This is a genomic window from Nitrospiraceae bacterium (assembly GCA_021373015.1).
In the GTDB taxonomy this organism is placed as follows: Bacteria; Nitrospirota; Thermodesulfovibrionia; order Thermodesulfovibrionales; family UBA1546; genus JAJFTJ01.
In genome coordinates this window covers 15497-35098 of the sequence record JAJFTJ010000006.1, presented here as the reverse complement: position 1 = coordinate 35098, position 19602 = coordinate 15497, and the positions used below count along the sequence as shown (strand labels likewise).

23 protein-coding genes are annotated in these 19602 nt (G+C 38.1%); 14 read left to right on the top strand and 9 right to left on the bottom strand.

The window, feature by feature from the left end; translation table 11 throughout:
• The first annotated feature begins 85 nt into the window (after positions 1-85).
• From LLF28_03420 to LLF28_03365, 12 genes are all read left to right on the top strand, one after another.
• Complete coding sequence (locus LLF28_03420) at positions 86-868, top strand: AAA family ATPase (protein MCE5194495.1); 783 nt, start codon at positions 86-88, stop codon at positions 866-868.
• On the top strand, positions 861-1439 hold the full coding sequence (locus LLF28_03415; GenBank protein ID MCE5194494.1) for a 5-formyltetrahydrofolate cyclo-ligase: 579 nt from the start codon (positions 861-863) through the stop codon (positions 1437-1439). The genes LLF28_03420 and LLF28_03415 overlap by 8 nt, the downstream gene beginning before the upstream one ends.
• A gap of 104 nt (positions 1440-1543) precedes the next feature.
• Positions 1544-2107 (top strand): GTP cyclohydrolase I FolE, encoded by a 564-nt coding sequence (folE, locus tag LLF28_03410; protein MCE5194493.1) that lies wholly within the window; start codon positions 1544-1546, stop codon positions 2105-2107.
• 41 nt (positions 2108-2148) lie between these two features.
• On the top strand, positions 2149-3015 hold the full coding sequence (folD, locus tag LLF28_03405; protein MCE5194492.1) for a bifunctional methylenetetrahydrofolate dehydrogenase/methenyltetrahydrofolate cyclohydrolase FolD: 867 nt from the start codon (positions 2149-2151) through the stop codon (positions 3013-3015).
• A 1-nt stretch (position 3016) separates the two neighbouring features.
• Complete coding sequence (locus LLF28_03400; protein MCE5194491.1) at positions 3017-3265, top strand: hypothetical protein; 249 nt, start codon at positions 3017-3019, stop codon at positions 3263-3265.
• Positions 3266-4282: a zinc-binding dehydrogenase gene (locus LLF28_03395; protein ID MCE5194490.1), complete on the top strand. Its 1017-nt coding sequence runs from the start codon at positions 3266-3268 to the stop codon at positions 4280-4282.
• Positions 4283-4436: 154 nt separating this feature from the next.
• Entirely contained in the window at positions 4437-5210 is a 774-nt protein-coding gene (gene rpsB, locus LLF28_03390) for a 30S ribosomal protein S2 (protein ID MCE5194489.1), read from the top strand.
• Positions 5207-5803, top strand: coding sequence for a translation elongation factor Ts (gene tsf / locus LLF28_03385; GenBank protein MCE5194488.1), 597 nt, complete (start codon positions 5207-5209; stop codon positions 5801-5803). Before rpsB ends, tsf begins: the two co-directional genes overlap by 4 nt.
• Before the next feature lie 11 nt (positions 5804-5814).
• Entirely contained in the window at positions 5815-6567 is a 753-nt protein-coding gene (pyrH, locus tag LLF28_03380; GenBank protein ID MCE5194487.1) for a UMP kinase, read from the top strand.
• A complete protein-coding gene (gene frr / locus LLF28_03375; GenBank protein MCE5194486.1) occupies positions 6536-7093 on the top strand; it encodes a ribosome recycling factor in 558 nt (185 codons plus the stop codon). The genes pyrH and frr overlap by 32 nt, the downstream gene beginning before the upstream one ends.
• Position 7094: 1 nt before the next feature.
• Positions 7095-7235, top strand: a complete 141-nt coding sequence (locus LLF28_03370; GenBank protein ID MCE5194485.1) for a hypothetical protein — start codon at positions 7095-7097, stop codon at positions 7233-7235.
• Entirely contained in the window at positions 7235-7831 is a 597-nt protein-coding gene (locus tag LLF28_03365) for a TraR/DksA C4-type zinc finger protein (protein MCE5194484.1), read from the top strand. The genes LLF28_03370 and LLF28_03365 overlap by 1 nt, the downstream gene beginning before the upstream one ends.
• On the opposite strand, the gene truA is transcribed toward LLF28_03365, so the two are convergent.
• Both truA and LLF28_03355 read right to left on the bottom strand, forming a co-directional pair.
• Complete coding sequence (gene truA / locus LLF28_03360; protein MCE5194483.1) at positions 7832-8599, bottom strand: tRNA pseudouridine(38-40) synthase TruA; 768 nt, start codon at positions 8597-8599, stop codon at positions 7832-7834.
• A gap of 78 nt (positions 8600-8677) precedes the next feature.
• On the bottom strand, positions 8678-10012 hold the full coding sequence (locus tag LLF28_03355) for an HD domain-containing protein (protein MCE5194482.1): 1335 nt from the start codon (positions 10010-10012) through the stop codon (positions 8678-8680).
• A gap of 128 nt (positions 10013-10140) precedes the next feature.
• Between LLF28_03355 and hisD the strand changes: the two genes are divergently transcribed.
• Together hisD and LLF28_03345 are read left to right on the top strand one after the other, a co-directional pair.
• Positions 10141-11451, top strand: a complete 1311-nt coding sequence (gene hisD / locus LLF28_03350; protein MCE5194481.1) for a histidinol dehydrogenase — start codon at positions 10141-10143, stop codon at positions 11449-11451.
• 1071 nt (positions 11452-12522) lie between these two features.
• Positions 12523-13146: a threonylcarbamoyl-AMP synthase gene (locus LLF28_03345; GenBank protein ID MCE5194480.1), complete on the top strand. Its 624-nt coding sequence runs from the start codon at positions 12523-12525 to the stop codon at positions 13144-13146.
• Here LLF28_03345 and LLF28_03340 read toward each other — a convergent pair.
• From LLF28_03340 to LLF28_03310, 7 genes are read right to left on the bottom strand one after another with little or no spacing between them, the layout of a single operon-like run.
• Positions 13143-13967 carry a GAF domain-containing protein gene (locus LLF28_03340; protein MCE5194479.1) on the bottom strand — a complete coding sequence of 275 codons (825 nt, stop codon included), beginning with the start codon at positions 13965-13967 and terminating at the stop codon, positions 13143-13145. The genes LLF28_03345 and LLF28_03340 overlap by 4 nt on opposite strands.
• Positions 13968-14001: 34 nt before the next feature.
• Positions 14002-14727: a cytochrome c biogenesis protein CcdA gene (locus LLF28_03335; GenBank protein MCE5194478.1), complete on the bottom strand. Its 726-nt coding sequence runs from the start codon at positions 14725-14727 to the stop codon at positions 14002-14004.
• 28 nt (positions 14728-14755) lie between these two features.
• Positions 14756-15241, bottom strand: coding sequence for a MogA/MoaB family molybdenum cofactor biosynthesis protein (locus LLF28_03330; GenBank protein MCE5194477.1), 486 nt, complete (start codon positions 15239-15241; stop codon positions 14756-14758).
• Complete coding sequence (locus LLF28_03325; protein MCE5194476.1) at positions 15238-15672, bottom strand: hypothetical protein; 435 nt, start codon at positions 15670-15672, stop codon at positions 15238-15240. The genes LLF28_03330 and LLF28_03325 overlap by 4 nt, the downstream gene beginning before the upstream one ends.
• A complete protein-coding gene (locus tag LLF28_03320) occupies positions 15669-16541 on the bottom strand; it encodes a flippase-like domain-containing protein (protein ID MCE5194475.1) in 873 nt (290 codons plus the stop codon). The genes LLF28_03325 and LLF28_03320 overlap by 4 nt, the downstream gene beginning before the upstream one ends.
• Before the next feature lie 10 nt (positions 16542-16551).
• Positions 16552-17496 carry a glycosyltransferase family 2 protein gene (locus LLF28_03315; GenBank protein ID MCE5194474.1) on the bottom strand — a complete coding sequence of 315 codons (945 nt, stop codon included), beginning with the start codon at positions 17494-17496 and terminating at the stop codon, positions 16552-16554.
• Entirely contained in the window at positions 17496-19508 is a 2013-nt protein-coding gene (locus LLF28_03310; GenBank protein ID MCE5194473.1) for a glycosyltransferase family 39 protein, read from the bottom strand. Before LLF28_03310 ends, LLF28_03315 begins: the two co-directional genes overlap by 1 nt.
• Between the last annotated feature and the right edge of the window lie 94 nt (positions 19509-19602).

Sequence of the window (19602 nt, the reverse complement as noted above, 5' to 3'; positions counted from 1 at the left end):
TAATAACGAAAAATGAAGGAAAAATCAAATTTTCCGCTGATTTTAAAGGATTTTTATATGTGATAGGATGAGTTATAATACCAAGATGAAAATTTCAGTAACAGGAAAAGGCGGTGTAGGCAAGACAACTCTTTCTGCTGTCTTGTCATATCTTTTTGCTTTAGAAGGCAGAAGGGTTATTGCTGTTGATGCAGACCCTGATGCCAATCTGGCATCAGCATTTGGCATAGACAAGGATATTGCAGCAAAAATAAAACCGATAACTGACATCCAAGGTTTGATCGAAGAGAGGACCGGAGCAAAACCCGGGACATCAGGCGGAGTTTTTAAGATTAATCCAAAAGTAGATGACATTCCTGAGGAGTATGGTTATAAAATTGATCCTAAGATATTGCTTCTTAGAACAGGAAAATCAAAGGATGCATCATCAGGCTGCTATTGCCCTGAGAATATTTTTTTAAGGCGGCTTCTCAAGTATCTGGTAACTGAGAGAGATGAGGTTGTGATTGTTGATATGGAGGCAGGGATTGAACATCTCACACGCGGTACAGCAGAGGCAGTGGACGCATTCATAGTTGTTGTCGAGCCCGGGCAGAGAAGCATTCAGACAGCAGGGATTGTAAAAGACATGGCAAAGACACTTGGAGTAAAAGAGGTTTTTGTTGTTGCTAATAAAGTCAGGAATGCAGAGGATATTGATTTTATAAAGAATGGAATAAAAGACATAAAATTTCTTGGTCATATCAATTTCAACAATTCGATAATGGAGGCTGATATCAAAGGAATAGCGCCGTACAAAAATTCTACCGAGATTTTGAATGAGGTAAAAAATATTAAGGATAAGATTTCTAGCATATTAAATGGATAACAACAAGAATGAGATTCGCCAGCATGCGCTTAAAAAAAGAGATGCAATCCCAGCAGAAGTAAGAAAAGCAAAGTCAGCCATGATAGCAGAACAGACTAAGAGCCTCTCTGAATTCAAGGATGCAAGGACACTGTCTATTTACGCATCTTTCAGAAGTGAAGTAGAGACAATCGAGATGATCAAGTCATTGCTGGGCAGTAAGCATGTTGCACTCCCAAAGGTTGATAATGAACTCAAAAAATTAAAACTCTACGAAGTAAAAAATATTGGTGAGCTTGCACTGGGTGCTATAGGGATACTTGAACCCGATGTAACAGAAGACAGATTGATAGAGGCGGGCGACATAGACCTTTTTATTGTTCCCGGAGCTGCATTTGATATTAATGGTTACAGGATTGGTTATGGCGGAGGTTATTATGACAAGCTTTTATCAAAAGCAAAAAAAGATTGTTCATTTATAGCGCTTGGATTTGAAGAACAGATTATTGCGAACATCCCCTTCGAAATTCACGATATTAAGATGCATAAAATTGTCACTGACAATCGATTTATTAATTGTGCAAAATCTTAGTTTTCCCTATAAAATATTCATATAAAAAGATAAGTAATTTAGTTTTGACACATGCTATTTTTTAATGGTAGACTTTTTGAGCCATCTGCTAAAAGGGGATATTTGTGGATATAAAAAAGATAGAAAAAGGCGTCAGGCTTATCCTTGAAGGAGTCGGCGAAAATCCGGACAGGGCAGGGCTGAAAGATACGCCTTTGCGTGTTGCAAAGATGTACGAAGAGATTTTCTCAGGCCTTGAAACGCCAACAGAAGAGATTCTAAAACACATCGAAGGCGAGAGCCACGATGAGATGGTTTTGTTAAAAGATATTCCATTCTATTCTGTATGTGAACATCATCTTTTGCCTTTTATAGGAAAGGCACATGTTGCATATATACCAAGTTCTGGAAAGATCGCAGGGATTGGCGAACTTGCAAGGGCGGTCGAAGTGCTGGCAAAAAGACCGCAGGTTCAGGAGCGTCTTACTGCTCAGCTTGCAGATCTTTTAATGGAAAAACTAAAGCCAAAAGGTGCAATGGTTATAATTGATGCAGAACATCTGTGTCTTAGCATGCGCGGTCTTAAAAAGCCGGGCGCAAGGACAGTGACATCTGCTGTCAGGGGCATATTCAGAACAAAGGAATCAACAAGAGAAGAGCTTCTGGAATTAATCAAGCGCAGAGATTGATTTTCATTAATAAGAAGCAGATATTGCAGTAAGGAGGAAGGATGTCAGCACAATTGATTGACGGAAAGAAAGTAGCGGCAGATATAAGAGAGTCCCTTAAAAAAGATATTGCAGATATGAAAACAAAGGGGATGCAGCCCGGACTGGCTGTTATATTGGTTGGGGAAAATCCTGCATCAAAAAAATATGTTGCTTCAAAGGAAAAAGCTTGTGAGGATATTGGCATAAGAAGCTTTACATATAAGCTTGCTGATACAACAAAACAGGAAGAACTGATAAAGCTTATAGATAATCTGAATTCTGACAAAAACATTCACGGAATATTAGTACAGCTTCCTCTTCCAAAAAATCTGGATGAAAAAGAGGTGATGTATAAAATATCACCTGCTAAAGATGTAGATGGATTTGGGCCTGAATCTCTAGGCAGACTTGTTATGGATGAGCCTGGTTTTGTTGCCTGCACTCCTCATGGCGCAATAAAAATGCTTGAGGCATACGGAATTGACCCGAAAGGCAAAAAGGCTGTTATTATCGGAAGAAGCGTTATTGTCGGCAAGCCGTTAGCTCTGCTTCTTCTAAGAAAAAATGCAACAGTCACTATCTGCCACAGCAAGACTGCGACTCTAAAAGAAGAATGCCTTAGCGCTGATATTCTTTGTGTTGCGATCGGAAAGGCTAAGACAGTAACCGGCGATATGGTCAAGAAGGGCGCAACTGTAATAGATATTGGGATAAATGTTACTCCTGAAGGCAAGATCGTTGGTGATGTTGATTTTGAATCGGCAAAAGAACGCGCAGCTTTTATCACCCCGGTGCCAGGCGGAGCAGGACCTATGACAATAGCGATGCTTATGTATAACACTGTTCTGTCTGCAAAGATGGCTGCTGGAATGAAGATAGAAATATAAGATGGATTTTAATTCAAAACCTGCCATTGTAATAATCATTTTTATTTTTACGTTCCTGTTGAATATTTTTTTCGGTTATTTCAGGGGAAAGAGCATAAAATTTTCTTTCAAATGGTTTCTTTACATACATCTGCCTGTCCCTTTTGTTTTCCTCGTCAGATTTTTATCCCAGGTTGAGATAGTGTATATCCCTGTATTTGCCGTTGCAGCAATAGCCGGTCAGATATGGGGAGGCAAAATGGAGTTTTAGTTGAAGGCAACCTTAATTCTAAAGCCTGGCAAACTTGAGTTCTCTGAGGTTAAGACCCCAAAACCGTCTAAGGGAGAACTTCTTGTAAAAGTTAAAGCAGCGCTTACCTGCGGCACAGATCTGAAAGCGTACAGACAAGGTCATCATGTTATTCCTATGCCAGGATTATTCGGGCATGAGTTTTCAGGTATAGTTGCTGAGGCAGGCAGAGGAGTGAAGAGTTTTAAAAAAGGCGATGAGATTATGGCTGTTCACAGCGCACCCTGCCTAAAATGCATTTACTGTAAAAAGAAGCTCTATAATCTCTGCGAAAATATAATGGATACAAAAGTTCTCGGGGCATTTGCAGAATATGTTCTTCTTCCTTCGCATATAGTAAAACAGAATGTCTTTCATAAACCCAAGAATCTTAGTTTTGAACAGGCTGTGTTCCTAGAGCCTCTGTCCTGTGTTGTCCATGGTATGTATGGTAAGTATATTAGAAAAAATGATACGGCCCTTGTTTTAGGCGCTGGGCCTATAGGTCTTCTCCATCTTATTCTCTTGAAAGACAAGGGAGTTAATGTAATTGTTGCTGGATTAGAAAAGGAAAGATTGAATTTGGCAAAAAAACTAGGGGCAAAACTTGCTGTTATGCCTGATAAACTTCAAGCAGCTGTTAAAAAAATTACTAAAGGTCTTGGTGTTGATTATGTTTTTGAATGCACTGGACAGCCTGATGTATGGCAGTCTTCTGTTGAGCATCTAAGAAGGGGAGGCACTGCTGTTATGTTTGGCGGCTGTAAATCGGGGACTACTGTTACTTATGACACGGGCAGGCTTCATTATGATGAGATTACGATTAAAGGTGTTTTTCACTTTACTCCATCGGATGTTAAAGAGGCTTATAAAATATTAAAGATGGGGAAGATGCCAATCAAAAAACTTATTTCAGGCAGGTACCCTCTAAAGCATACAGAAAAGGCATTTAAAAACCTGTCTGAAGGCAGAGGTATTAAATATTTAATCATCCCTTAACTTCATACTCTTCTGCTTGAAAAAACCACTCTTATATGTTATTCTTTAACCCCTAAAACACACGCCATCAACTTTTCTCTATCTGGTCCTTAATTAGGGATTAAAGCCCATAGGGTATAGAGAAAAAGGCGGAGGAAAAACCAAAGGAGGAAATATGGTAGCAACAATGAAGGAACTGCTTGAGGCCGGAGTTCATTTTGGCCATCAGGTAAAACGCTGGAATCCAAAGATGAAGAGATATATCTTTGGAGAGAGAAACGGTATCTACATAATCGATCTTCAAAAGACAATGAAGGGACTTGAAGAAGCCTACAATTTTGTCAAACAAACCTCTGCTAATAAAGGCTCGATTCTTTTCATAGGCACAAAGAAGCAGGCTCAGGATTCAGTGCTTGAAGAGGCGCAGAGAGCAGGCACATTCCATGTTAACCAGAGATGGCTTGGCGGAATGCTCACTAATTTTTCAACAATAAGAAAAAGCATAGAGAGACTTAAAGAGATTGAGACGATGAAGGAAAACGGGACTTATGATCTCCTTCCTAAAAAAGAAGTATCTGCTCTGGAAAAAGAGCGCGGTAAACTTGAAAAGATTCTCAGCGGAATAAAGGATATGAATGTACTGCCGGCAGCTGTATTTATCATAGATCCAAAGAAGGAAAAAATAGCTGTTGCAGAGGCGAAAAAACTTTCAATACCAATAGTTGCTGTTGTTGATACAAACTGCGACCCTGATGAAATTGATTATGTTATCCCTGGCAATGATGATGCTATAAGGGCAATAAAGCTTCTTGCATCAAAGATGGCAGAGGCTATAATTGAGGGAAGGACAGCTATATCGAAGGCTGAAGCTGAAACAGCAGAAACAAAAACTATAGAAGTTAAGAAAGAAGAGGAAGAGAAAGAAGCAGTCGAGGAGGGAAAAGAATGACGGCTATTTCTGCTGATATAGTCAAAGAACTAAGAGAAAAAACCGGCGCTGGGATGATGGATTGTAAAAAGGCGCTTGCTGAGGCTGGTGGTAATTTTGAAAAAGCAATAGACTGTCTTAGGCAGAAAGGGCTTGCAACTGCCGCAAAAAAATCAGGCAGGCAGGCATCAGAAGGGCTTATTGGTTCATATATTCATATGGACAAGATAGGAGTTCTGCTTGAGATAAATTGTGAAACAGACTTTGTAGCAAAGACAGATGATTTTAAGGGACTTGTAAAAGATATATGTCTGCATGTCGCTGCTGCAAATCCCTCTTATCTTTCTAGCGAAGATGTTCCCGGAGATGTTGTCGAGAGAGAAAAAGAGATATACAGGACTCAGACGACAAACAAGCCAAAAGAGGTCATCGAAAAAATTGTTGAAGGAAAACTCGACAAGTTCTTCGGAGAGCAGTGTCTGCTTGAACAGATATTTGTTAAAGACACTGAGCAGAAACTCAAGATAAAAGACCTTGTTACAGAAAAGATTGCCAAGCTTGGGGAGAATATTGTTGTTAAGCGTTTTGTAAGATTCCAACTCGGAGAAAAATAACAGCTTAAAAAATGGATGCACCCTTAAAGTATAAAAGGATACTGCTAAAGCTCAGCGGCGAAGCCCTTATGGGTGAAAAAGGTTTTGGCATTGACGCTGAGACCGTTTCTTATATAGCAAGTGAGATAAAAAAAGTTGTGAATCTTGGGATTGAGATTGCTATAGTCATAGGCGGAGGAAATATATTCAGGGGTGTTGAGGCAAGCGTAAAAGGCATTGAACGCGCATCAGCCGATTATATCGGGATGCTTGCAACTGTTATGAATGCACTTGCTTTGCAGAATGCATTGGAAAAAAATGGAATACCCACAAGAGTTCAGTCTGCAATAGAAATGAGTCAGCTGACTGAACATTATATAAGGCGCAAGGCAATAAGACATCTTCAAAAGGGCCGTGTGGTCATTTTTGCTGCAGGCACAGGGAACCCATATTTCACAACTGATACTGCTGCTGCGCTAAGGGCGATGGAGATTGGAGCGGAGGTTATACTAAAGGCGACTAAAGTTGACGGTATTTATTCTGCTGACCCTATAAAAGATTCAAAGGCAGTAAGATATGATGAAATAAGTTATATGGATGTTCTAAAAAAAGGTCTTAGTGTTATGGATTCTACTGCAATATCATTATGCATGGACAATAATCTCCCTATAGTGGTTTTTGATCTGAAAGGCAAAAACAATATAGATGATCTTGTTCATGGCAAAAAAATAGGAACTACAGTAGGAGGAAACAATGGAGAAAGAGGTAAAAAGAAAAGCAACTGAAAAAATGGAAGGCGCGATCGAAACTCTTAAAAAAGAGTTTGCTTCAGTTCGCACAGGCCGTGCATCACTTGTACTTCTTGACGGCGTAAAAGCTGATTATTACGGTGTGCCGACTCCTTTGCAACAGGTTGCCTCATTAAGCATACCGGACCCTAGACAGATAGTTATCCAGCCGTGGGATCAAAAAATGATTGCAGAGATAGAAAAAGCAATTCAAAAATCAGACCTAGGACTTACGCCTGTTAATGACGGCAAGGTTATAAGAATAAACATACCTGCACTTACAGAAGAGCGCAGAAAACAACTTGTGAAAGTTGTAAAGAAGCATTCCGAAGATATAAAAGTGGCAATTAGAAACATAAGAAGGGATACAAACGAAGGAATCAAAAAGCTTGAAAAAGATCAGCATCTGAGCGAGGATGATACAAAAAAATCGCTTGATGAAATTCAGAAGATGACTGATTCTTACATAAAAAAGATTGACGAAGCGCTTGAGCATAAAGAAAAAGAGATAATGGAGGTCTAAGGTGACTAGTAATAATTTTATCATTAAAACAGTTGACGCTAAGCTCACTGACATCCAGAATGCACTTAAGCAAGCAGATATAAAAGTTAAGAGCATTATCGAGATTTATAAAGAAGAAGAAAAATCTGATGAGACAAAGTAATGGCGAGAAAGAAAGAACCAAAAAAGCAAGCTAAAAAACCCGCTAAAAAAGCAATTAGACCAGCTAAAAAAACTGTGCAAAAGAAATTAATAACCAAAAGAGCAAAAACTGTTAAAACAAAAAAAATAATAAAAAAAGTTGTCAAGGCAAAACAAAAGAAAAAAATAAGTAAAAATTTTAAGCCTGTTCAAACGCGGGTTGTTAAGGATCTTGATGCAAAAAATAAGTATCTGAAAAAAATCCTCTTACAGAAACGCGAAGAAATTCTCAAAGAAATAAAACAAGAGACATCAAAATATATAAAAGGCGAAAACAGGCAGCTTGTCGATACTGCGCTGGATGACGGTGACTGGTCAGTTGTCGATATCTCGGAGGATATAAGCCTGAGGCAGCTCAGTGCGCAAAGGGAAAAATTGCTTAAGATAGACGAATCATTACGTAAACTGGATGAAGGCTCATATGGGATATGTGAAATCTGCGGCGAGGGGATAAGCGAACAAAGATTAAAGGTATTGCCTTTTGCAATAAACTGCAGGGACTGTCAGGAAAAGATAGAGGAATTAGAGGCAATAGAAAAAGCATCGCCTTTGACATGATCAGTAATGAATTTTTTCGAGAAAAAGACCTTTTGCAGGAGCATTGATTCCGGCCGCTTTTCTATCTTTTAATAGAAGTATTTTTTTAACATAATCGGGACTGATTTTTCCTCTTCCTGCTTCAACCAGTGTGCCAACGATGTTTCTCACCATATGTCTGAGAAAGGCATTTGCCTCTATCGTAATTTTTATATAGTCGCCTTTGAAACTTGCGGTCATGAAATCAATTCTCTTAATTTTTTCGATTTTAAGCGAGGTTATTTCTCGTATGGGAGTTTTTGCACCGCATCCAGAACCTCTGAAAGATGAGAAGTCATGCCTTCCCTTAAAGAACCTTCCTGCTTTTTTCATTTGTGAGAGGTCAAGACTGAAAGGCAGATGCCAGGCGTATCTGTATAAAAATGCCGAAGAATAGGGTGTATTTGATATCAAGTAAAAATAGGTTTTTCCTAATGAATCATATCGTGGATGAAAATCTGAAGATGCTTCTTCAGCCTCAATAATTTTTATGTCTTCTGGAAGTAAAGAATTTAGCGCCTTTTGTAATTTCAATGTCTCAAGATTGGAAGCTGTAAGAAAAGAAGCAACCTGTGCAAATGCGTGCACGCCTGCATCAGTTCTTGATGCGCTTGTCAAACTGATTTTTTCACCGGTGATATTTGATAATTTTTCTTCTAATATTCCCTGTATGGTTTTGTCGCTATTTTGTATCTGCCAGCCATGGTAGTTAGTCCCATCGTATTGTATGACAAGTTTAATATTTCTCATGCAGATATAATTAAATCAAGCTTATTCATTGGTCAAGATTAATAAAAAACAAAAGAGGCTGTAAAAGTATCTGTAAGACTAGTTTCCTTCTACATAGCTTTCAGTAATATTTCTTGTAAACAGATCCACGAGTTCAGGATCGAATTGTGTGCCTGCATTTTTTTTCAATTCCTCTATGGCATTGCGAAATCCATAATTAGGCAGGGTTGCTTGTTTATGAAAAAATTTTCCTATATATCTGTATGAATTTCTGTTCATCATAGAATCAAAGGCTTCAGCAATTGCTATCATACGTGATTCCATGGGGATAGCCTCTCCCTTAAGCCCTGCAGGATAACCTTTGCCGTCATATCTTTCATGATGATACATGACCATCGGAGCAATATCAGAATAGAAATTTATAGGGTACAGTATATCATATGCATATTTAGAATGATCTTTGTAATCTTCAGTGGATTTTATTTCATTAATTCTAAGTTTTAAAAAGCCGATGTCGTGCAGCAGGCATGCCAGATATAGCCTTTTCTTTTCTTCTTCAGACATATTAATCATTCGTGCCATCAGCAAACAATATTTTGCAACGCGCTTTGAGTGTCCGCGTTTATCATTTATCAGACTGTCCATAGTGTCAACAAGTATATTTGTAAGGTGTATCTCGTAGTTTTTCTGATCTTCAGAAAATTTTGCTTTTGTGATTGCAATTGCAGCCTGATCAGCAAAATAAGACATTAATTCTTCGTCTTCAAGGTTGAAAAAACCTTTCTTTTTATTGATGATCTGGAGCACTCCTATAGCTCCTGTGCTCAGCCTGAGAGGAGCAGACATAATTGACCTGGTTTCGTATCCTGTTATTTTGTCTATCTCTGAATCAAAGCGCATGTCATCCCTGGCATTATCAATGCGTATAATCGCCTTGTTTTCCAAAACCCATCCGGCAATGCCTTGAGACTTTTGAATGGAAAATCCTAGAAGTTTGCTGGATTGGCTTCCTTTTACAATTCTGAACACAAGCCTGTCATTTTCAAGAAGCAGGATTGAGCCTGCATCAGCTCCTGTTATCTTCAAGGCACTCTCCATAATATTTTCGAGAAGCAAATCGCTGTGTGCGATTTCTCTCATGTTTCTGGTTGTTGTAAGAAGGATATTTAGTTTATTGCTGTATTCATCTATTGTTCTTATTGCGTTTCTGGAAGCTATATTTGCGATGTAAAGCCCTAACACGACAAGCCCTGCAACAATTGAGAGAATCGTTATAATAGAAGGCATTGGTATATATTCGAGCAATAGATATAAAAATCTGACGATCAGAAAAAGCAGGGTATAAACGATAAGTAAAACTATGCCGTTTAGAACTCTTATGGAGTGTTTTATTGAATCAACTACTGCTTTTTTTTCTCCTGAAGATTCAAGCATATTTTTATAATTATCGAGCAATTAATTGATAATGTCAATAATTTTTTAAGATAAACATAAGAAAACTCAAAAAACAATTAAAGCTTGAATAATGAACGCCTAAAATATAAAATTATTCTATGAGAATTTTGAGACAAACAAATGAAATTAAAACTTTCCTTAAACTTCTTGAACATAGAGCTTCAGGTATTACTCCTCTGATAGAAAAAACAGTCAGGGCAATACTTAGTGATGTGAAGAAGAATGAAGACAGCGCTGTTCTTAAATATACTAGAAAATTTGATGACCCTAATGCAAAGAGCCTGGCATTCTCAAAAGCTGAGATTTTAAGATTTTCACGCAAGGCTGACAAAAAAATAGTTAAGGCTCTGGAGATTTCCGCAAAAAGAATAAGAAAATTTCACGAACTGCAGAAAGAAGAATCCTGGATTATTCAGGATAATATTTATAAAAAACGTTTCTTATCTAAAATCAATCTTAGTTCAAACATTCTTGGCCAGATAATTCAACCGATTGAAAGAGCCGGAGTTTATGTGCCCGGAGGAAAGGCGTCTTATCCGTCCAGCGTTTTGATGAATGTGATACCAGCTCAGGTAGCAGGCGTCAAAGAGATTGCGATATGCTTTCCAACACCTAAAGGTGAAATAAATCCCTATGTAATGACAGCAATAAAAATGCTCGGAGTCAATGAAGTTTATAAAATCGGAGGGGCGCAGGCGATCGGAGCAATGGCTTACGGGACAAAGACGATAAAAAAAGTCGATAAGATCGCAGGTCCCGGGAATATTTATGTTGCTACTGCAAAGAAAATTGTTTTTGGCGATGTGGACATTGATATGATTGCAGGTCCCAGTGAGATTTTAATAATAGCGGATAAATCTGCTGTTCCGTCATTTGTTGCAGCAGATTTGCTGAGCCAGGCAGAGCATGATGAATTTGCGTCTTCAGTTCTTGTTACAGATTCTGAAAATTTTGCTCAAAGGGTGACGAAGGAGCTCGAAATTCAGCTTTTAAAATTGAAAAGAAATACGATTGCGTACAAATCCATCGATAAGTACGGAGCTGTTATTATCACAAAAAATATAAAAGATGCTGTTTCGATCTCTAATGAAATTGCACCTGAGCATCTTGAGATTATAATCAAAAAGCCTGAATATGTTATTCCAATGATAAAAAATGCAGGAGCAGTTTTTATTGGACAATGGACACCAGAAGCTCTTGGAGATTATTCTGCAGGGCCTAATCACACGCTTCCAACAGGCAGAACAGCAAGATTTTCATCTCCGCTTGGAGTTTATGATTTCATCAAACGCACAAGCCTGCTCTCATTCTCAAAAAAAGGATTCGATAAACTCGCCTCTACAGTAGAATCAATCGCTGACGCAGAAGGGCTCGAAGCGCATGGTAATACGATAAGAGTGAGAAAAAAGAAGAAATAACAGCTGATTCATTATTTAGTTTTTCTCATGTTTCGGCTTATCAATAAAATGCGGGAAGTGTCTCTAGTTTTCCTTTATGCGAACGTTACATTTTTGTCATTGATTTGCAAATCATTTTTTGCAGTTCGGGCATTCAGTTCGTGACATCAGCCAGAATAACCAATTACTCGGGCTATGACCGCTGATGCCATGCCAGAACCAAGCTGCCCTACAATTTGGGCAGCGTAAGGCAACAATCAAAAATATTAAGCTTAGTAGACTGATGATAATGCCACCGATTATTAATATTGCAGTCAGAGCAGTTAGCGTTGTATCTGCTATTGTAATGCCGCCGAACAGTGCAACAGTGCCTAGAAGAATTAAAATGAAGGCTAAATTCAGCTTCCACATTTGACGTGTCTTTTTAATTATTGAATTATCAAACATTGATTATTATCCTCACAAAACGACAGCCATCAGCCGCCAGGGCACAGAGGCCTGCTTTAACCGTCAGTTTATTATCAGTTGCAATTTTTTTGTTAAATGTCACCTTCATTTTAGTTTTCAATTAATCTTATCATTATGACTGACAAGAGCCCGAATAGGACGACCTGAACAATAAAAGATAATATTTTATTTTGATTCTTTGTTTTGGTTTTTATTATATATTCAACCAAGCCTGCCAGTAACGAATATATTATGATTATGGCAGATATAGCAATAAATTTTTGTTTGGATAATGCCTTAAATAACGAGAGGAATGAAAAAAAACCAATGCCAAGAAATATAGGTAACAGGAATATCGCAATTATCCGTAAGATTTTTCTTTGTTTTAAGCTCTGCAGATCAGATTTGGCCTTTTCCTCAACAAGAAGTTTATCGATATTATTCATATTAGCCGGTGATAATTAATGCATTTTTTATGGCGCATGTTTATTTTTTTTTATGATTCTATATCTGTCGATAAGTTTTGTCAAGAAAACTTCAGAGCTAAAATAATCTTATGCTTCTGCGTTATATGAAGGAAATCCCTCTACTCATGCTCTCGCAATTTATGATATTATAAAACAATTTTCACGGAGATAAAAACCAATGCTCATAAAGATCACTGAAGATAATCTTGAAGAGGTTTTGAAAGAAGCTGCTGCTGTTTTGCACAAAGGCGGCATCGTAGCATATCCCACAGAAACATTTTATGGCCTCGGCGCAAAGTTCGATAATGAAAACGCCTTAAAAAGGCTGTATGAATTAAAAAGCAGAGAAGATGATAAACCTTTTCCTTTGATAATTGGCAGTAAAAAAATGCTTTCTTTGCTTACGGAAGATGTGAACGACAAAGCTGAATTGCTGATTAAAAAATTCTGGCCGGGCCCTCTTACTCTTGTATTCAAGGCAAAAAAGGAGCTCTCGATCTATATAACTGGAAAAACAGGCAAAGTCGCGGTGAGGATTCCCGGAGAGTCTATAGCATTGAGGTTTGCTGAATTGTCAGGGTTTCCGATAACGACTACGAGCGCTAATCTTTCAGCGTCAAAACCTGCTGGATCCGCAGATGAGGTAATAGAATATTTTAAAAAAAGAATCGATATAGTTATAGATGGAGGAAAGACTTCTGGCAGAATGCCGTCAACAATAGTTGATGTAAGCGAAGAGAATATTAAAATTCTCAGGAAGGGCACAGTTGAGGAATCGGCTATTGGAAAAATTTTTGTCTAAGCTTCGTCATTTGCTTCTTCTATAATATCAAGAATATTTTCAATATATTTTTTATTACGCTGCTGCTCCTTGTAAAGAAAGTCTTTTCCGATTGCTATGGATATCTGGTCAGCATAGTACGCAATTAATTTTTTGTCTTCGTCGCTGAAGGAGCCGTGTTTTTTATTTATTAATTCCAGGACTCCTATTGTTGTAGAATCTTTGAATACAGGCGCACATAGTATGGAATTTGTTTTGTAACCTGTAATCTTATCTACATCAGGATAGAATCTTGAATCTTCCATAACATTATTAATGCTTACAATGCTGTTTTTCTCGACAATCCATCCTCCTATGCCCTGAGATTTAGGGATTGCAAGCCCTAACAAAGCAGCCCTTTTGCTTCCGACAACTATTCTGAATACAAGCCTGTCTTTTTCAATAAAAAGAAGTGAGGCTGCGTCAGCTTTTATAGTCTCAACAGCATATTCAACAATGCTTTCAAGGAGTACTTCACCATGATCAATGTCTCTGATGTCCTGTGCCGGTTTTAATAGATTTCTCAGCTGGATTTTATGGTCGTCTATTTTATCCAAGGCATTTTTCGTAATATCTCTGGTTTGGTATAGCGCTGCTACAATCAACAATGCAGCAATGCACATGACAGTTATAGCAAAAAGAGTTTCAGTATGACCTGAAGGTGAATATAAAAATCTTGCAATCAGGAGAAGGATAGCAAAAACTATAAAGATGTAAATACGATTAAGGATTTTTACCCTATGACTTATTTCTTCTTTTATTTTTCTGTTTTGTTCATCACTGTCTGATTCAGAAAATTGCATTCGGCCTCTTTCAGCTAAAAATTTTGATAAAAATCTAAAATGAACTTATCTCTAAACTTGGCACGAGCGCCGCTATTATTCTAAGCTGATCTGTAACGAGCAATATGCCGAAAAGAATAAGTATAACTCCGCCTGCTGTCATCACGAAACGCAGATAGCGTTGGAGTTTTTTTGAGTAATTCAGAAAACTGTTGATGGCAAGCGATGCGGCCAGAAAGGGGAGCGCAAGGCCTGCGGAATATATAGCCAGCAATTTTATCCCCTCAAGCATCGAGGCTTTTGATCCGGCATAAATAAGGATTGTTCCAAGTATCGGACCTATGCATGGGGTCCATCCTGTTGCAAATGTCATTCCTACAATAACCGTTCCTAAATATCCAGCAGGTTTGCTGCTCAGATGTATTTTTTTCTCTCTCATTAGCAGACTTATATTGAGAATCCCTGATATTGAGAGTCCGAAGATGATGATTACAACCCCGCCTACAATCCTGATCCAGTCTTTATATTCAAATAAAACTCTCCCTAGATAAGAAGATGAAGCGCCCAGCAGGATGAATATTAGAGAAAATCCTGCTATGAATAATAATGAATGTTTAATAGTGAGTGTTCTGATTCTTTTTTTGTCTGCATCAGCAGTTAATTCCTCAAAAGAAATGCCGGTTATAAAAGAGATGTATGATGGAAGCAGAGGAAGAACGCATGGAGACAGGAATGACAAAAGACCTGCTATAAATGCAAAGGATACTGAGACATCTTTCATAGTCAACCTTTCTTTTTAAAGATTTATTTTATATCCCGCCGCATTCAGAAGTATCGCCTTTGATCTTTTCTACTGCGTGCTGAATTACATCCAATACCGCGGCGAGATTCTCTTTTACTGCCTTGGGACTTCCCGGCAGGTTTATTATTAATGTCTTTCCCTTTACACCGGCAACTGCTCTTGAAAGCATTGATCTCCTTGTTTTTTTAAGGCCTTCTATTCTCATTATTTCCGGGATGCCGGGTATCTCTTTTTCAATGACCTCAAGCGTTGCATCCGGAGTAACATCTCTAGGTGAAAGTCCTGTCCCGCCTGTTGTTATTATAAGGTCGACTTTGTCGGAATATTCGAGCAATTTGTTTTTAATCAGATTTTTTTCATCAGGGATAATATCATAATATTTGATCTCCGCCTGAATTGATTTGAGTGTTTCCTTAATCGCAGGACCGCTTAAATCCTCTCTCTCACCCCTTGAACCTTTATCACTCAGTGTGAGTATGGCAACGCTTATCATCCTACAATGACCTCATCGCCTGTTTTTATCCTGCCGCCTTTTAAAACCTTGACGAAGATGCCTTCCTTGGGCATTACACAGTCGCCTGCCTGATAATATATGCTGCACCTCGTGTGGCATTCTTTGCCTATCTGACTGACTTCCAGCTCAACATTGCCTATTCTCATCTTTGTCCCAATCGGCAGTTCTGGGAGAACAATCCCTTCGGTTGTCAGATTCTCGGCAAAGTCTCCGGGATTTACTTTCAGTCCAAGAGCCTGCATTTTTTTGATGCTCTCGATTGCAAGCAGGCTTATCTGCCTGTGCCATTCACCTGATGCATGTGCATCGCCTTCTATCCCATAGTTTGTCCGGATTACAGCCTCTTGAATCGGTTTTTTGCGGACACTTTTCTTAGCGCTTATGTTGATTGCAATTATTTTCCCTTTCATTTCTTTAACCTTAGATATTCAATTAGTCCTGCAAGTCCGCCGCATGCCAGGGCTAAAAACCATGCGAAAGACATTGCTGTAGCTGTCTCTGCTCCTATACCAATAAGCCCGAATAAAAGTACAAAAGACCATTCTCTTATTCCAAGTCCTGAGATCGAGACAGGCAGAGTTGAGATAGTGATTATTATCGGAAAGAAAATAAAAAAGTATATAAGGGGAATTTCCTGTCCTAATCCGAGTGAAATTACATACAGGGAAAAGGTGCTTATTATCTGAATTAACAAGGAGAGTAAAAGTGTTTTTAATATAAGGCTTCTGCTGTTTTTGTATTCGTCGAAATAATTGTAAAAATCTGAAATAATTTTTATTTTTTTGCCGAAACGCAGCCCGAATATCATCAGGCTGACAATAATAAATGAGATGATGATTACAGGCAGAAGCCATTCTATAAGAGTGCCTTTAATGTAGCTGTAGCCTGCAATATAGGAAAAAATTGCGATCAACATAATTGCTGCAAATCCCACATATCTGTCCATAAAGACAGAGGCCAGACTTGTGCTTCCGCAGTTGATATCCTTGTATAAATAATAGGTCTTTACAGCATCTCCTCCTATAAGGCCGGGGAGAAATGTATTGAAAAAAGAACCTATCAGATAATAGGAAAAAAGTTTTTTTGTCCTGAATTCTTCTGGGAGAAGCATCCTCCATCTTATTGTTGATATATAAATGGAAAAGACATATAAAAGAATTGTCAGTAAGAAGGCAGATGGATTTATTGTTTTCATGATAGAAAATACTTTGTCTGTTCCTGCATTTGACAAAACATAATAAAGCAGACCGGAACTTACTGCCAGCTTTATTATCAGCAAAAGTATTTTCTTAATTCCCGGGGCCAAGGACTCTCTTTATTATGTAGATTGGTTTTCTCTGGCTTTCATGGTACACCCTTACCAGCATCTCGCCGAGGAGCCCCATACCTACAAGTTGAATTCCTACTATTATCAACAGCACCCCAAGCAAAAGCATTGGTCTGCCGCCTATTGGTGTGCCAAAAAATATCTTGTCTATACTCAAATAAAGCGAGATAAGAAATCCAAGAATGCTGCTGAATAAGCCGATTGGACCGAAAAACTGCAAAGGCTTTGTAGAAAAACTCTGAAGAAACTTTACATTTATAAGATCTAAAATAACCTTAATCGTTCTGGATAGGCCGTATTTTGATTTTCCTCTTAATCTCGGATGATGAGTTGTCTCGACCTCTGCGATTCTGACGCCATACCAGCTTGCAACAGCAGGAATGAACCTGTGCATCTCACCATAAAGTTTTAAGTTTTTTATTACATCTCTTCTGTACGCCTTTAAAGAGCAGCCGTAATCATGGAGATTAACGCCTGTAACCTTGCTGATTATAAAATTAGCGATCATAGAGGGAAGTCTTCTTGTAAAAAATTTGTCTTTTCTTTTTTTCCTCCAGCCGCTTACAAGGTCATTGTCTTTCATAAGTTCCAAAAACTTAGGTATGTCTGCAGGATCATTCTGGAGATCTCCGTCCATTGTGATAATTACATCTCCCTTTGCAAAATCAAAACCTGCTGCAAAAGCAGCTGTCTGGCCGAAATTCCTTCTGAGGCTCAAAATTACGACATTCTTATCTTTTGATTGTATATTTTCAAGCAAGCTGAGTGTCTTGTCTGTGCTCCCGTCATCAATGAAAATAATTTCATATTCAAGACCCAGTTTATCCAGAACATCTTTGATTTTTTGATGAAGAATAATTACATTTTCTTCTTCGTTATAAATCGGCACTACAATAGAAAGTGTCATCAGTAGCTAGTTATCCTTTGTTTTTGTATTCCCTTAAAATCATTGCATGCAAATATTGTGTATTTTCTGATTGCCCTGCCTTTTACATTAACAGTTAAAAGCTTTTTCTCGCATTTTGCGAATCCCTTTAAAAGGGCATCTGGCATTGCGATTTCATCTATTGTAACAAAAATTGCATTTGAATGAATGAAGTTTTCAAAGCCCGGCCAGAGGTCGTACTGATTCATTCTCCTTCCGAGATTTATGCAGTATGTAACAGGTCTGCCTTTTACATAAAATGCAAGTTCGCTTGTAACTTGATATCTGTCGGAAAATATGAAGAAATCACCCTTTTTTGAAAGTTCCTCTGAAATAACGCTGACTTCCTTGCCGAGTTCTTTCCATCCTATTATTCTGGAGCTAGGATCTAATTTTACCGGCAGCTTAAGGACTTGTGAATAGTGAGCAAAAGCAGTAAAAAGAACTGCTAAAGCAGCTCCTGCAATTATTGTCCATTTCAGAGAATTTTTCAGAGTTTCCCATCTTGTTATGAAATATGCTGAGAATGCGATGAATCCCGACGCATATCCGGTTAATGCCCAGTTTGACTGAACCTTTGCCTGAATGCTCTTAAGGATAAAGAACAAAATTACAGGCACAGAAAAACATAATAAGAATTTTCCCTTTGTGTCAGTTTTTAATTTGTAAAATGAATAAAACATCAGAACAAATATTACAGGCGTTGCCAGCAGTATTTGCGAGCCCAAAAATTCTCCAAAAGTTTTAATAGACCATTGCAAGCCCTCAGCTATATGTGTTTGGCCTGCAGTATGTTTGAATGTGACCCAATCATTAGCTGCATTCCAGTATATTACAGGGCTGAAAATAATTGCGCTAAGAACAAGACTGATGTAAGGCCATTTTGAAAATAAAAGGCGTCGGTGCTGTTTCGAGGTTAGCAGGAATATTAATGCGCAGGTGAAAAATAAAGCCATGGTGTATTTAGTAAGAAGTCCAGCGCCTGTTGATAAACCCAGATAAATCCAGTAAGCAGAGCTGTTGTTCTCGATGGCTTTCCAGAAGAGAAAGAGCGACAATATCCAGAAAAATATAAATGGTGAGTCTATTGTAAAGATTACTCCGTATACTGAATAAAGAGGGACGACCTGCATTAGTATTCCTGCAATTAGTCCTGTCCTTTCATTGTAGAGTTTTTTGCCTAGGATATATAAAACAATACTGCTGAGCGTGGAAAACACGACGGCCATAACACGTATTCCAAAAACATTATCTCCGAAAACTGCTGTTCCAAGCGCTATAAGATATGCGATCATCGGCCCTTTTGAGTAATAGCTTAAGTCGAGCCTTCTGGACCATTCCCAGTATTGTGCTTCGTCAGGACTCAGGTCAACGATTCCGCTAGAAATGAAGTAAATCCTGAATAGACTTATTGCAGCCAGAAATGAAATAAATAGAGTACTGTAAGGTTTTGATTTATATCTTGCGGATAATTTTTTATAACAAAAGATTACGATTAAAGAGATTAGAATACCGATCAATGCTCCGGCTATAACGTCGGATGGATAATGTACTCCAATATATACTCTTGAAAGTCCGACCAGAAAAGCGATTGCTATTAAAATCCATTTAAGAAATGTTCTTTGAATAGATCTGTGATATGACAGAGCAAATATAATGGCAGAGGAATTTGCAGCATGGTTTGAAGGCATTGAAAAAGAACCAGTGCAGCCGACCAATAGTCTTATGTTTTCTAAAGAATTGCACGGCCTTATACGTTCGAAGATGTGTTTAACTAAATTCGAGCCCCAATCTGTGAGCAGCATGGATACTATAGTAAGAAATATCGGAATAAGCGCATTTTTTTTATCTTTGCTTATTAGCCATGCCATAGTAACCAAAATAAACAGGAAGTAATATCTTGAGATAAAAGGCATAGCTACATCAAAAAAACTATTCTGAATTGAAACGTTTACAAACCGGAATATTATGGTATCAATCTCAGGCAGGTTCATCTCAAATCTATCTCCGGGGAAATAGTATGTATTGAATTTTTACTTTTAACACAACTGTTTATTATACTTTAACAGAGTTCTTTATTCTACGCTC

What these genes read in the sequence shown, in the direction of transcription:
- LLF28_03420 (MCE5194495.1), top strand. Translation starts at nt 86, where the DNA reads ATGAAAATTTCAGTAACAGGAAAAGGCGGTGTAGGCAAGACAACTCTT.
- LLF28_03415 (MCE5194494.1), top strand. Translation starts at nt 861, where the DNA reads ATGGATAACAACAAGAATGAGATTCGCCAGCATGCGCTTAAAAAAAGA.
- folD (MCE5194492.1), top strand. Translation starts at nt 2,149, where the DNA reads ATGTCAGCACAATTGATTGACGGAAAGAAAGTAGCGGCAGATATAAGA.
- LLF28_03400 (MCE5194491.1), top strand. Translation starts at nt 3,017, where the DNA reads ATGGATTTTAATTCAAAACCTGCCATTGTAATAATCATTTTTATTTTT.
- rpsB (MCE5194489.1), top strand. Translation starts at nt 4,437, where the DNA reads ATGGTAGCAACAATGAAGGAACTGCTTGAGGCCGGAGTTCATTTTGGC.
- tsf (MCE5194488.1), top strand. Translation starts at nt 5,207, where the DNA reads ATGACGGCTATTTCTGCTGATATAGTCAAAGAACTAAGAGAAAAAACC.
- pyrH (MCE5194487.1), top strand. Translation starts at nt 5,815, where the DNA reads ATGGATGCACCCTTAAAGTATAAAAGGATACTGCTAAAGCTCAGCGGC.
- frr (MCE5194486.1), top strand. Translation starts at nt 6,536, where the DNA reads ATGGAGAAAGAGGTAAAAAGAAAAGCAACTGAAAAAATGGAAGGCGCG.
- LLF28_03365 (MCE5194484.1), top strand. Translation starts at nt 7,235, where the DNA reads ATGGCGAGAAAGAAAGAACCAAAAAAGCAAGCTAAAAAACCCGCTAAA.
- truA (MCE5194483.1), bottom strand. Translation starts at nt 8,599, where the DNA reads ATGAGAAATATTAAACTTGTCATACAATACGATGGGACTAACTACCAT.
- LLF28_03355 (MCE5194482.1), bottom strand. Translation starts at nt 10,012, where the DNA reads ATGCTTGAATCTTCAGGAGAAAAAAAAGCAGTAGTTGATTCAATAAAA.
- LLF28_03345 (MCE5194480.1), top strand. Translation starts at nt 12,523, where the DNA reads ATGCTCATAAAGATCACTGAAGATAATCTTGAAGAGGTTTTGAAAGAA.
- LLF28_03340 (MCE5194479.1), bottom strand. Translation starts at nt 13,967, where the DNA reads ATGCAATTTTCTGAATCAGACAGTGATGAACAAAACAGAAAAATAAAA.
- LLF28_03335 (MCE5194478.1), bottom strand. Translation starts at nt 14,727, where the DNA reads ATGAAAGATGTCTCAGTATCCTTTGCATTTATAGCAGGTCTTTTGTCA.
- LLF28_03330 (MCE5194477.1), bottom strand. Translation starts at nt 15,241, where the DNA reads ATGATAAGCGTTGCCATACTCACACTGAGTGATAAAGGTTCAAGGGGT.
- LLF28_03325 (MCE5194476.1), bottom strand. Translation starts at nt 15,672, where the DNA reads ATGAAAGGGAAAATAATTGCAATCAACATAAGCGCTAAGAAAAGTGTC.
- LLF28_03315 (MCE5194474.1), bottom strand. Translation starts at nt 17,496, where the DNA reads ATGACACTTTCTATTGTAGTGCCGATTTATAACGAAGAAGAAAATGTA.
- LLF28_03310 (MCE5194473.1), bottom strand. Translation starts at nt 19,508, where the DNA reads ATGAACCTGCCTGAGATTGATACCATAATATTCCGGTTTGTAAACGTT.